The sequence below is a fragment of the Cellvibrio chitinivorans genome (assembly GCF_035117775.1).
In the GTDB taxonomy this organism is placed as follows: Bacteria; Pseudomonadota; Gammaproteobacteria; order Pseudomonadales; family Cellvibrionaceae; genus Cellvibrio; species Cellvibrio chitinivorans.
Window position 1 is genome coordinate 257452 of sequence record NZ_JAYKKN010000001.1, and the last position, 13550, is coordinate 271001.

10 protein-coding genes are annotated in these 13550 nt (G+C 48.9%); 1 reads left to right on the plus strand and 9 read right to left on the minus strand.

Going from position 1 to position 13550, the window contains the following annotated elements; translation table 11 throughout:
* Positions 1 to 8: 8 nt before the first annotated feature.
* Positions 9 to 971 carry a DUF368 domain-containing protein gene (locus tag SPL68_RS01140; protein WP_323813224.1) on the minus strand — a complete coding sequence of 321 codons (963 nt, stop codon included), beginning with the start codon at positions 969 to 971 and terminating at the stop codon, positions 9 to 11.
* 148 nt (positions 972 to 1119) lie between these two features.
* Positions 1120 to 2115: an alpha/beta hydrolase gene (locus tag SPL68_RS01145; RefSeq protein WP_323813225.1), complete on the minus strand. Its 996-nt coding sequence runs from the start codon at positions 2113 to 2115 to the stop codon at positions 1120 to 1122.
* Positions 2116 to 2279: 164 nt separating this feature from the next.
* On the opposite strand from SPL68_RS01145, the gene SPL68_RS01150 reads away from it, so the two are divergent.
* On the plus strand, positions 2280 to 3437 hold the full coding sequence (locus SPL68_RS01150; RefSeq protein WP_323813226.1) for a helix-turn-helix domain-containing protein: 1158 nt from the start codon (positions 2280 to 2282) through the stop codon (positions 3435 to 3437).
* A 26-nt stretch (positions 3438 to 3463) separates the two neighbouring features.
* Here SPL68_RS01150 and SPL68_RS01155 read toward each other — a convergent pair whose 3' ends face one another.
* The 7 genes from SPL68_RS01155 to SPL68_RS01185 form a co-directional block, all read right to left on the minus strand.
* The gene (locus SPL68_RS01155; RefSeq protein WP_323813227.1) at positions 3464 to 4180 is read right to left on the minus strand and encodes a GGDEF domain-containing protein; all 717 of its coding nucleotides are present in this window, start codon (positions 4178 to 4180) and stop codon (positions 3464 to 3466) included.
* Between the two features lie 8 nt (positions 4181 to 4188).
* The gene (locus SPL68_RS01160; RefSeq protein ID WP_323813228.1) at positions 4189 to 4578 is read right to left on the minus strand and encodes a DUF1987 domain-containing protein; all 390 of its coding nucleotides are present in this window, start codon (positions 4576 to 4578) and stop codon (positions 4189 to 4191) included.
* A 34-nt stretch (positions 4579 to 4612) separates the two neighbouring features.
* Positions 4613 to 5185, minus strand: a complete 573-nt coding sequence (locus tag SPL68_RS01165) for a SiaB family protein kinase (protein ID WP_323813229.1) — start codon at positions 5183 to 5185, stop codon at positions 4613 to 4615.
* On the minus strand, positions 5182 to 6426 hold the full coding sequence (locus SPL68_RS01170; RefSeq protein WP_323813230.1) for a SpoIIE family protein phosphatase: 1245 nt from the start codon (positions 6424 to 6426) through the stop codon (positions 5182 to 5184). Before SPL68_RS01170 ends, SPL68_RS01165 begins: the two co-directional genes overlap by 4 nt.
* 241 nt (positions 6427 to 6667) lie before the next feature.
* Positions 6668 to 8866 carry a family 16 glycosylhydrolase gene (locus SPL68_RS01175; protein WP_323813231.1) on the minus strand — a complete coding sequence of 733 codons (2199 nt, stop codon included), beginning with the start codon at positions 8864 to 8866 and terminating at the stop codon, positions 6668 to 6670.
* Positions 8867 to 9034: 168 nt separating this feature from the next.
* The gene (locus SPL68_RS01180) at positions 9035 to 11605 is read right to left on the minus strand and encodes a glycoside hydrolase family 3 protein (protein WP_323813232.1); all 2571 of its coding nucleotides are present in this window, start codon (positions 11603 to 11605) and stop codon (positions 9035 to 9037) included.
* Positions 11606 to 12055: 450 nt separating this feature from the next.
* The gene (locus SPL68_RS01185) at positions 12056 to 13546 is read right to left on the minus strand and encodes a tryptophan halogenase family protein (RefSeq protein WP_323813233.1); all 1491 of its coding nucleotides are present in this window, start codon (positions 13544 to 13546) and stop codon (positions 12056 to 12058) included.
* Between the last annotated feature and the right edge of the window lie 4 nt (positions 13547 to 13550).

A 13550-nucleotide genomic window follows, 5' to 3' on the forward strand; every position in this document is an offset into this window, starting at 1 on the left:
CAGCAGACTCATTGTGCAGTCGCGGTACGACGTTTGATCCAGATAGCGACAAACTCCACGCCTAGCACCAGCACCACACCCAGCAGTGCCCAGAGAATCGCCAAACCGAGCGTCGGCTCATTGCCAGTCACTGCCAGATAATTAAACGGGCTCAGGTTTTCCTGTTGCAGTACCACGGTGCGGCCGTGGCTATCAGTAGTAGTAAGCAAGGCATTTTTCCACGGCCAGGTGACGTAGAGCGAACCCACCAAAAAGCCGATCAGAACTGCCAGCGTTTGGTTGTGATAAGACTTGAGCAGCCAGGACAGGAAGCGCGAGAAAACAATCAAACCGCTGATACAACCCAATCCAAACCAGATCAGCTTGCCTATTTCAAAATTGTGGATCGCCTGCAAAAACACTGGGTACAAGCCCACTAACAGCAGAATAAAGCTGCCGGAAATACCGGGCAGGATCATCGCGCAAATCGCCACAAAGCCGCCGAGGAACAGAATCCAGCCGTGGCCGGGCAATTGCGCGGGCGCCATAAAGCTGATCGCCAGAATAAAGAGTGCGCCCAGAATCAGACCGGCAAACTCCACCAGACACCAACCGCGCTGTTCGCGTGCGAGGTGATAGATAGATGCAGCGACCAAGCCGGAGAAAAACGCCCAGACCAGAATCGGGAAGCTATCCATCGCAATCAAGACAATCGCCGCAAAGGTTTTCAGGCTGATCAAAATACCGCCGAACACCGCCAACAAAAAATTGCCGTTGATGTACTGCCAGGTTTTGGCAATGCCATCGCGCTTGAGCATCACCAGCACCGCAGGCGTGCAGCGTTTTAGCGAGTCCAACCATTCATCGTAAATGCCGGTAATAAATGCGATGGTGCCACCGGAGACGCCGGGCACGACATCCGCCGCGCCCATACACAGGCCTTTAAGCAGGATAAAAAGATAATCTTTGAGGGTGCGATTGGTTGGGCGCAAAACAAGCTCCTTTTCTACAGAGGCCGTAGATATAAATAGAGATAAGGTCAGGAAGTGATTGAACTGGCGCGAGTGTGCCTGATGCTTGCAGTCATGGACAAGCGCAGCTCATCAAGCATTCGTAAAATATATAAGCTGCAGAAACCTATCAGGGGTTAGCAAAGTAATAGGCGATAGCGCTAAACACCTGCGCGCGCAGCACACCCACTTCATTCACTAACTGATGGCCGGCGCCGGGGATAAGTGCAAACTGCGCGTTGGGCAGCGCGCGCTGGATTTGCTTTAGGTTGTAGCGCCAATCCACCGTCATATCTTCATCGCCCTGCACTACCAAGAGCGTGTGATGCAGCGGCGGAAATTCGCGGAATTGCGCATCCCAAGCCTTCATGGCGCCAACCCAGCGCACAGATAAAGTTCGCGATTGCAGGCAGTCCTGCTCATCCACAAAGTGAGTGAAAGTGAGATCGTGAGAGCTGTGCGAGGAGCCGCGTGCAAGGCGTTTGATAAACCTGTGTACGAGCGCGTAGAGAATCCGCCCGCGCGCCCAAGCTCTGGGCAAGACTAAAGGGGCACACAGAGCGATGCGCTCAAAGTGCGGCAATACCCGCTCGCGTTCATAACGCCAAAGATAATTCAGCAGAACCGCGCCGCCGGTGCTCTGCCCCAGCGCGAAATAGGGTGAAGGCAAAAGGTTTTTAGCCGCGCTGAACACCGCATCAAGCACATCGGCATACTGATCAAACGAATCTATCGCCACTCGCTCGCCGCTGCTTAAACCGTGGCCGGGCATATCAAACGCCAGCACCGCCAGCCCCTGCTGCAAGCCAAATTCAATCGCATTGCTAAAAATCCCCACGTGGTCGTAGTAGCCATGCACGACCACCAAAGTGCCCTTGGGATTGGAGGGCAACCAGTATTGAGTGGCGATGCGAAAACTACAGGCATCCATAGCGCCAAAACCATGTATCAGGTCGGGAATTTCTTTTGCGAAATTGATGCCGTAAAAATCCAGATAGGTTTGCACTTCGGGCGAGCTGGTCCAGGCGCAATCCTGCCCGAGATCAAAATGAATCGGCGGCATCTGCTGCAACAGCGCCTCACTCTGACTATGATTGAACTGAACCAAGGGTGTGACCGGGCGCATACAACAAATCATCCTCGCGATTAAATACGCAGCAAAAGCCCGAAGGCTTGCAACATCAGCAGACGCATCCACTATAATCCTGACCCAACCCACAGACTAATCAACTTGATTAGATCAATCCAGACCTAAAAACACATAACAACGACAACCAGGGTTTGATCGACATGCAAAAACATATTTTTAATATTCACGATGTGATCCTGTTTATGACGGTCGCAGAGTGCATTCTGTTAGTTATTTTTCAGGCGATACTGCCGGTCAAGAATCAACTCGCCAACCGCTTGCTCAGCGTGTTTTTACTCTCCATCGCCATCAGCTCCGCCTGTGTGATGGTGCTGTGGAATGACGATGTCAAAACTGTTGAGCTATTTGATGAAACCTTCCTGCCCTACTTTTTAGTCATCACCCAATTGCTCAAAGGGCCGATGCTACTGTTTTACGTTATTGCACTCACAGAAGATTCCTTCCGTTTTGCGCGGCGGCATTTACTTCACCTTGTACCCATCGCAATAGCAGTAATTTGGCTACTGGCCTTTCAAATCGACAGTTCGGATTTGCGCTTTAAAACCCTCGGGCAAACTGAAAGCGAACGGCAAATCGCCAATTGGGTTTGGCATTTCATCAAAATCATGCCTTTCTTTTATGCACTGGCTGCGGTGAATCGCGTGCGTTTGTATCGCATCAGCCTGCACAATCAATATTCCAACTTTTCGCCGACTGAACCTACCTGGCTGAATATGTTGAGCCTCGGCTTTTTGTTTACCTGGAGTTTCTCAATTCTGGTACATGTGATCGCCAATACCGTTGCGATTGCCGCACCCAAAGTATCTGATTTATTCGGCATCACCGAAAACTACATTATTTTTATTTTGATCAATGCGCTGTTTATCAACAGCGTGGTGCACACCCACAAACTGCTGACCACCAAACCGGAAACCACGCGCGATAAAGTCGATGAAAAACTAACTGACTCCGCCATCCAACAAGTGCAGCAGGGAATGGAAGAGCAAAAATTATTTTTGAAACAAAACCTCAATATCGAGGAATTTTCCAAACGGATTAATTTGCCGGTCAAAGAAGTCTCGGCGGTAATCAACAAACACTACGGCACTAACTTTTTCGAGTTTATGAACAGCTATCGCGTCGAGGAAGCCAAACGTCTACTCGGCGACAGCCAACACGCCGACATGACAGTGATGGATGTACTCCTACACGCAGGCTTTAACAGCAAGTCCGCATTTCACCGCTTTTTTAATCGTTTGGTAGGCATGTCGCCAACGGAATACCGCAAGCAGTGCAGCGGCAAACTGGCTAACGGCTGATCATGTAAACGCGCGGATGATCAGCATTAATCCGCGCGCATAACACAGTTACGGCCGGAGTGTTTAGCTTTGTAGAGCGCTTCGTCGGCAGCGCCGTAAGCGATGCTGAAATCGGCACCGGCAGGCGTCCAGCTCACACCGAAACTGGCAGTGATCGGGTGCGTACCGGGCAAGGAAAAATTCCAATCGGCGATAGTTGCGCGCATTTGCTGAGCGAGCTGGAATGCTCGATCTCCATCGCAATCACTTAACAACACGGTGAATTCTTCACCGCCGACCCGGCCGATAACACCGGTTTGTGGCACGCATTTGGCAACGGCTTTTACTACACCACAGATCACTGCATCGCCTACCAAATGGCCAAAGCAGTCGTTGACCTGTTTGAAAAAATCTATATCCAACACGATCAACGCCAAACCATTTTCACGCAGCATACGGTTAGCGCGTGCGATCACCGCACCGCGATTGAGAGTGTTGGTAAGTGAGTCGTGCGTTGCGCGATATTCCAGTTCGCTGGCCAGCTCATTGAGCCGACTATTAAGCTGATTCATTTCAAATTCTTCGCGGTCGCTGCGCCGAATCAAACGGCGTGTTTCGCGCAGCAAGCGCTCATAACAAGTAATCAATTCACCCAGTGCAGCGCGATAACTCGCGGCATCGCCAGCGTTATTGTCATGCACCTCACGCGCAGCAAAGAGCGCGAGGTTTTCCTGGTCAAAAAGATCGGGATCTGACTGGGACATAGAAAAATTTAAGCGGCTTGCACCGCGTGATCAATAAAAGTGAGATCGGGAAAATCGTCGCTCAGCTCCTGACCGAACTCCAGAATCGTATCGTCCTCTTCATCGTGATACCAATTCACGGCGATGTGATTGCCCGCGTGATGTGCATCGTTCAGCGCTTCAAAAATATTGAACAACATTTTGGTGCTGGAGCTATTGAAATAGGCCAGTGCGATATCAACAGTGATCAGCGTTTCTGCGCAGCTCGCCAGATATTCATGCAGGGATTTAATAATATCCCCATAAAATGCCGCTGCATTTTCCGGGTAGGATTCACCGCGAATGCTTAAGCGATGCTGCGCAAAATCAAAATTAACTTCGGGTGAACTGGGCGTTGCAGCAATGTAGAGATTGTCCATTAGAAATTCTCACTCTTGTCTAACCAAATAAAGTTCAGATAGCCGCTTTCAAATAAAACATCGCCGCTTGCGGGCGCTGCTCCATCGGCCAAAATTCAAACTCCAGCGGCTCGCAGGCGTCGCGCGCCATAGTTAAAAAACCCAGGCCAGCGCCTTTGCTACCCTCGTGAGTTTCACCGCGCAGCGATTCTTTATAAGCGCGTTTAATTTCATCCATGGTCATGCCGCGCAGTGCATCCAGGCGCGTGCGCAAATCATCTGCGACTTGCGCATCTATAGGGTTGGCGCAGAGCAAAATATATTGGCCATCCTTTTCGCTAATGCACACAGAACCGTGGCGCATTTCGTTATTCATCTGCTCATCCGGCGTTAAGGCATCGGCCGAGTAGTGAATAATGTTTTGTGCCATTTCGATAAAAGACGAAAATAATTTGCGGCGAGTCGGGCCATTGGCACCGCTCACTTCCAATTGCAATTTCACCGCGTCGGCCATAGCCGCTACTATGTTTTGCGAGAAATACCCAACGTAATAAAAAATCACCCGATGCTGTCGGGCAATTTCACAAAACGCGAGCTGGTCATTCACTATCGGGGAGTTACTATTCATTGCGCTTCCTGAATACGAAAACAGAAAAAAGTTAAATCGTCGCGGCGACGATGCTGCCCCTGCCACTCACCAAAGGCATCGAGCATGGCTTTATTAATATCACTGGTTGAACTGTGACGATGGGCGAGCAACAGCTCGCGAATGCGACGTTTACCAAATGCGATAGCTTTAGGGCCACCAATTTGATCGATCAAACCGTCAGTAGTGACAAACACCAAACTGCCGTTGTGCAGCGACACACTGCGGTTGAGCCAGGTGAAATCCATAGGACTGTTGACGTAGCCGACGCCCTTGCGGTCGCCATCGATCATCTCCACGCCTTCAGCGCCCGGATGCAACACAAATAAACTCGATTTGGCACCGGCAAATTGCAGTTGGCGCTCAGCGGCGTTGTACCAAAAAAAGGCCGCATCCATGCCATCGTCTGATTCGGGTGTGGAATCAACACCATCAATCTGGCCAAGCATTTGTTTGATACTGCGATTCACATTGCCAAGCAATTGCGATGGGTTATGCGAGCCAAGTTGATCGATGGCCTGCGCCAAACTGCTGCTGGCGATGAGCGTCATAAACGCGCCGGGAACACCGTGGCCGGTGCAATCCGCAACTGCGCCAAACCAGCCATTGGGCTGCGCAGCAAAATGATAAAAATCGCCGCCGACAATATCGCGCGGCTCCCACACCAAATCCGCATCCGGCAAAATGGCCTGCAAAGTTTCGCGCGAGGTGCGCAACATGGAGCGCTGAATTACGCTCGCATATTCAATACTGTGCGTAACCTGACGATTGCGCGCCGCTTGCATATCGGCCACTACGCGCATCAATTGCAAACCGTGACCTATGCCGGCAAAACGCCCGTCGCGAGTGATAATAAAACCATCGGCCAGCGCCTTCTCTCCGTACTCGACGGTCTTAAACGTGAGCGCCTCTATATCCATGCCCGCATCCACCACCAGCGGTTCTTTATCCATAAACGCGATACAACTTTTGCGGCCGTACAATTCGCGATGAAAGGGTTTACTCATCTGCGATAAAAAAATACTGCGGCTGATCAAACCAATCGGCTTGCCATCTTCCGTCACCGGCAAACTCATCAAATCGCGATGTTTGGTAAACACATCAAACACCTGCTCATTGCTGTCCTCAGCGCTGACCGATGGCACTTCTACACATAAATCCTGCGCCAGCGGCTGCTGCATAGCCGGACGATAACTCACAGAGGGGATTTGCATCATTTGCATGTCGAAAGCCGTCAGTTATAACGAAATTAATCACTTACGGTTATTTAAAGATCATCTATAAATAACCAAAAGTTTTGATGGTGGAATCATATGCCAGTGGCATTACAGTCCCATGACGGTTTTGTGACGCAATTAACGCTTTGCACTTCCAGTGCAAATAACTGAGACCACGGAAAAAAATAAGCCGGCAAATGCCGGCTTATAGGGTCTAACTGATTTATTTAGCTTATTCAGATGATGCTTAGGGTTTTTCTACCAAACGCACATTGTCAAACACCACATCCATAGCGCCGGATGGCTCTATCACAAATAGATTGGTAATTGAGTTGATGTTTACTATGCCTGCAGGATCAATTGAATTGCGGCGCGCAATTAAATCGGCAACGCTGATGCTGAAAGATCCCCAGGTTCCATCGGCAGGTAGCGGCACATTGACATCGCTGAGTTGTGGCCAACCAGTATCCATTTTTATTAATAATGTTGAGTCGGCAGCTTTGCTATTCACTTTAAAATCAAATTTCAATTCACCGCTAGCAACCCAGTGATTCAAACTCACGGGTGCATCAATCACGTGAAAAGACACATTACCTGCGCCGCCGGTTTTAACTACCTTGAATACATTGCCGTGGCCTTCTTCTGCGACGGTTGATGTGGTGACGTTCGCCGGGGTGTAAACCTGAATATCCAAACCGGAACCTATAACATCATCGAATACTGAATATGATGGCAGGGGTGCAAACACATCAACACCTGTACTCGCCTCACCTTCAATTCGAATATTGTCGAAGGAAACATCAATTGCGCCGGTAGAATCAACCACAAAAGTATTGGTGATAGACGCGAGATTCGCGCGCCCGTTGCCACCATTCATTGAGTTGCCATTATCTTTAAGATCCGCGAGGGAAATGCGAAATTCTTCCCACACGCCAAGCTCGGCAACAGCAACTTCTACATCGCTAACATTCGGCCAACCGCTATCAATTTTCACCAACAGTTTTGCACCGTCAGCTTTGCTATTTACTTTCACATCGAAAATTAATTCGCTGTCACCCGACCAACCGGTTAAGTCAGTTGGGTCGCCATCAACCTGTAAATAGGCATTGCCGCTCGCACCGGTTTTAACAATATTTAATACATTTCCGCGACCTTCTTCTGCTACTTCTGAAAATGTAACAAACTTGTCAGGGTTGTATGAATTGACGAACAAACCTTCGGTAACTTCATCGCCATACATCAGCAATAATGGCGGGCCGGAAAAATTGACTTTGCCAATACCCGGGCGGCGATGCCCCGGAACCTGCTCTACATTTTGCTCAGGATCTTCATTAAAAGTAGCGCAACCTTTTCCATCGACAGGTGAACCGCTGCATTGATAAACGCGCACAAAATCCACTTCCATTTTTTGCGGGAATGCACTTTCATCAACGCCTGTGTTATTCACAGTGCCAGCCCAGTTACCGCCAACGGCAAGATTCAACAACATATGAAATTTTGAATGGCGATCAAAAGGCGCACCTTCTGGTGCATTCACTAACTCATCACCTTGCAGATACTGGCCGTACCAACCTGCTTGGGTTTGAGTGGCAAAGTGAACGTCGTCGACATACCAGCGAATTTCACCTTCCTCCCACTCAACCGCGTAGGTGTGGAAATCATCAGCAGGGTTCGCATTGTCGGGCAATGTATAAGCTGCGCCTGCATTCACATTGCCCGGCCACACGCGACCATAATGCAAAGTGCCGTGCACGCGCGCTTCAGGTGCACTGCCATCGGTAACGACTTTTAAGTTGACCGCTTCCATAATATCGATCTCACCACTGGCCGCCCAAACACCGTAAGGTGAATCGGTTGGCAGCATCCAGATCGCTGGCCAAGTGCCTTGTCCTGCCGGTAATTTCGCGCGAATTTCAAAGCGACCGAAAGTCCACTCGGCAATATTTTTAGTGCGTAAACGCGCAGAAGTGTATGGCAAGGTTTTAGTGCCAGAGCCTTCACCTTCAGCATTATCTGAACCGGTAAAATCTTCGCGCTGCGCAACAATCGTTAATACACCATCGCCAACATAAGAGTTGACAGCGCGATCGGTGTAACACTGTTGTTCATTGTTGCCGCCACCCCAGCAATTTTTTTCGTGACTCCATTTATCGGTATCGATTGCAGTTCCATCAAACTCGTCGCTCCATACCAATTCCCATTGGGGTGTAGAGGAAGAGGATGAACTTGTTTCTGTTGATGACGAAGATTCAGCAATAGCCGAACTAGCTTCTGATGAAGATACTGCAACAGAAGATGAGGAAATAACACTCGACGATGACAAACTTGCTGCGCTGGAACTCTGGCCTCCGCCATCAGATCCACCACAACCGGCCAAGCCGACGACGGTTAAAGCTACGCATATTTTTGATAAAACAGGAGTAAATCCTAGCTGTTGGTATTTCATAGTGACCTCTATTGTTATTGTGTGAAAACCGAAAAAACGAGCGAGAAAAACAAAGACTAAGGATGTAAAAGAAGCGCGATTTACTAAAAGAAAACGTAAAAAAGAGCTGTAGTAATTATTTTTTATGATTAGCCGGTGGAATAAACTCCACCGGCAGAGGGAACAACATTATTCAGCGCAGGCAGGAGCCGTTGCATTTTTTTCGATGCGCACGTTGTAAACAGAAACATCCAAAGTGCCGCTGGTACTCAGCATAAAGGGCGCAAGAACCATATCCATTTTCACGCGCTTTTTCGCCAGGCATTCAAGCGCAAGACTCACGCTTGTCCATTCACCAACAGTTGCAGCGTTGAGTTGATCGGTAATGGCAATATCGCCACCGCAATCGCTGCCGCAATACATTCCTACATTTACTTCTGCACTGGGTTTGGCATTCACTTTTACATCAAATACCAATGCACCTTTGCTTTCAGCATAGGGAGTAAAGTCAGTGCGCGTGGTGGAGCCGAGTGTAACTGTGGCTTTTGCGGAACCATCAAACTTCAAACGACGCGTGTCTTCCTGAACCGACTTATCTTCAGATGAAACAACTACCGCACCCAACTCACCGCGACTGGTAGTGACCGGCAACATGTTGTTGAGGTTATCGAGCAATACCAGAGCCCAAGGGTTCATAACACGCTGATTAAAAATCGGCGCTATATCAGGAGTATTGGCAGCAACAGTTTGCGCAGCAGTTTCATCGAGTACAGCGGTTTCGGTTTTATCGTTGTAAGTCAAACCAAAATCGTAAGCAAATTGCGGCGCGTAGTTAGCATCACCCAGATTCAAAGGCGATTGTGTTGGCGATGCTGGCCATGAAAATGGCAGCTTGCCTTTTACATCATAATTGACCGAGCCATCGGCGTTGGTGAGCACCAGATCGGCAACACCTGCACCTTCAGAACCGGGCAGCCAGATAACCGCAAAGGCATCAGATGCATTGATAAAATTGTTGGCCCAGAGTGGACGACCGGTAATAAATAACGAAACCACCTTGATGCCATCGGCTTTTAATTTTTTTAGCAGCGCCAGATTTTTTTCATCTTTATAAATCAGTGCGGCAACATCACCTTGCATTTCCGCGTAAGGGTCTTCACCAAATGCAACGAAGGCAACATCGGGTTTGGTTTGATAATTTCCATCCACATTTAACTCAACCGAACCACCAGCAGCTTTAACAGCATCGGCAATACCTTGATAGATAGAAGTGCCACCGGGGAAGTCGGCATTTACATTGCCAGTGCCCTGCCAAGTTATGCTCCAACCACCGGATTGTTTGCCGATATTGTCAGCGCCATCACCCGCCACCAGAATTTTGCTGTTGGCTTTTACCGGCAAAGTTTGTGAATTATTTTTTAACAACACAATAGATTCACGCACCGCTTGCCGCGCTATAGCGCGATGTTCAGAAGAACCAATTACATCTTTTTTACCAGCGAGTTCGCGCGTCGAGGGCGCACCCTTTTCAAATAAACCGGCACGCAATTTCACGCGTAGAATACGCGCGACTGCATCATCCAAACGCGTCATGGAAATTTCGCCGCTGTTCACTTGCGCAAGGGTGTTGTGATACAGCTCTTTCCAGTTGGCATCCGGCGCCATAAAAATATCGAGCCCGGCATTGATGGATTGCGCACAACTCACGGGCGTACAGCCAGGTACAAATGCATGGCCAGCCCAATCGCCTACCACCAAACCATCAAATCCCATTTGGGTTTTTAATTGATCGGTCAGCAAATATTTACTGCCGTGCATTTTCACTTCATTCCAGCTGCTGAAAGACGCCATCACCGTTTGTGCGCCAGCGGCCAGAGCAGTTTCATAACCCGCATTGTGAATACGCACCAATTCTTCTTCAGTGATTTTTGCATCGCCGCGATCAAGCCCACCTTGAGTACCGCCGTCAGCCAAAAAGTGTTTGGCAGTGGCGATAACATGTTGCTCGCTGAAGGCATCTTTGCCAGCAATACCTTGCAGACCTTCAACCATAGCGCCGCCGTAAGATTTCACTACAGCAGGATCTTCAGAATAGGATTCGTAAGTGCGACCCCAACGGTCATCGCGCACCACCGCAAGCGTTGGTGCAAAACTCCAGTCGATACCGGTCACCGCAATTTCCGCTGCGGTTGCCGCACCAATTTGACGAATCAGATCCGGGTTGCGCGCAGCACCCAAACCAATGTTATGAGGAAAGAGGGTCGCGCCGATAATATTGTTATGGCCGTGTACCGCATCAGTACCCCACATAACCGGCACTGGTACGCGACCATTCTCGGTACTCATGGATGCGTTATAAAACGCATCGGCCAAAGCGATCCAATCTTCTACTTTCGCGTGTTTATTTTCGCCGGGGAAAGAACCGCCGCCGTTTAACACCGAACCGATTGAATATTCGGTAATGTCCGTCGGTGTCACATGGCGCAATTCGGGCTGAATGAGTTGCCCCACTTTTTGTTCAGTGGTCAACTTGCCGAGCAGTTCAGTAATTTTTGCTTCGATTGCCGGATCTTTTTTTATCGCACTTTGCACACGTGGCCAAAGTGATTCGCTTGCGTTATTGGCAGCTTGCGTTTCGATAGTGTTCGCAGACGTGTTACTAACAGAAGCAGTTTCATTTTTGTTATCGCATCCGCTCAGGGCAGCAAGCACCGCAAGACTGCAGGCGGCCAACACACCCGATTTGTACAAACTAGGCATAAATTACCTCGCAAAAAAATTGTAAAAAAGCCCCCGTATCCAGCTAGAGGAAGAACACGGGGGCTAAAGCAAGGAGAGTTAACAAGGAGATTGGATTGGCATTTACCCGTTCATGCTTGCTAACACCCCGGGGAGACCTGACATCACCCTAGGGTTCATCTGCTGAACAACACCTCAGCAACAATTTCGGAATGGTTCAACCACTGACACATGCCGAAACTTGTGAATGAATATTGGCTGAGCACAGCAAAATCGTCGTCCCACTTTTGTAAACCTGCGGAACATGGGGCGAATCACTTTGTGTTGGGGCGAAACTGCGACTAAACGTTCGAGCAAAATCCGCAAAATGACCCGAGCCGAACAAAAATTTGCGCGAACGAACTCTGCCAGCAAGCTGACAGAGCAATAATTAATCGATTGCGCTAAAAATAGAACCCGATAAAAATCGGGTTAGTGAGAAGGGGACATTGCTTTGCAGTAGTGATCAATAAATTGTTGGTGGCTGGGGAAGCGCGCTAAATATTGGTCGTGTTCTTTTTCGATACTGGCGAGTAAACGCTGCAATTCGTCAGCGGATAATTTATCGGCAACCGGATGATAAGCAGAAGGCGTTATGCCCTGCCCCAACATCACCTGCTGCCAGGAACCTTCGTGAAATAATTCGTCCTGCTCTTTAAATACCGAGGTGGTATTTTTATAGATGGAAATTTTTTGCGCGAGCGTGTCGGGGATCGACATAGTGCGGCAGTAATTCCAGAAATCACTGTCGTTACGCTGGGTAACATGATAATGCAAAATAATAAAATCGCGGATGCGCTCATATTCAAAACGCGACTGGCGATTGTATTCATCTACTTCAGCAGGATTAATCGCGTCGCTAGGAAACATTTTGATCAGGCGTATTATTCCCGTCTGGATTAAATGCAAACTGGTGGATTCGAGCGGCTCCAAAAATCCGCTTGAAAGGCCAATCGCAATACAGTTTTTATTCCATTGTTTAATGGCTCGCCCGGTGCGGAATTTAATCAAACGCGGTTCGGTGCGTGGCTCGCCTTCCACATTTTCTAACAATAATTTTTTCGCATCATCGTCACTGATATAACGGCTGCAATAAACCAAACCATTGCCTACACGGTGCTGCAGCGGAATTCGCCACTGCCAACCGCAGTGATGCGCAATTGAGCGTGTATAGGGAATCGGTTCGCCAACTGATTCAGTTTGCACAGCCAGCGCCCGGTCGCAAGGCAACCAGTGCGACCAATCTTCAAAACCCGTGTGCAATGTATGTTCAATTAGCAGTGCGCGAAAGCCGGAGCAATCGATAAAAACATCCCCCGCAATTAACTCGCCGGATTGCAAAGTTACCGACTCGATATAACCATCTTCAGTGCGTGTTTGCACGCTATCGATCATGCCTTCTATACGCTGTACGCCGCGCGCTTCGCTGTAGCTGCGCAAAAAGCGCGCGTAGAGTCCGGCATCAAAGTGATAGGCATAGTCCACACCGGAATTGGGGTCGATCAAAAATTGATTGTTGGTCGCGGCGCGAATATTTAATGAATAATCAAAATAACTTTTAGCGATTCCAAGCTGACTGGCTTTCAGCCAAAAGTGCTGAAAGTTGGCCATCCACGAATCTTTACCCACCAAACCAAAGGGATGCATATACACATCGCCCTGTGCGCCCCAGTTTTCAAATTGAATGCCGAGTTTGAAGGTGCCTTGGGTGGTTTTTAAAAACTCTGCTTCATCGATACCCAATAATTTATTAAAGGATTTCACCGCGGGAATGGTTGCTTCGCCTACACCGACAGTGCCAATTGCATCGGATTCAATCAGGGTAATCTGCTTGGTGGTGCCGAAAGCGTTTGATAGGGCTGCCGCTGCCATCCAACCAGCAGAACCGCCCCCCACAATAATAATTCGATTATTTTTTTTCATTTTT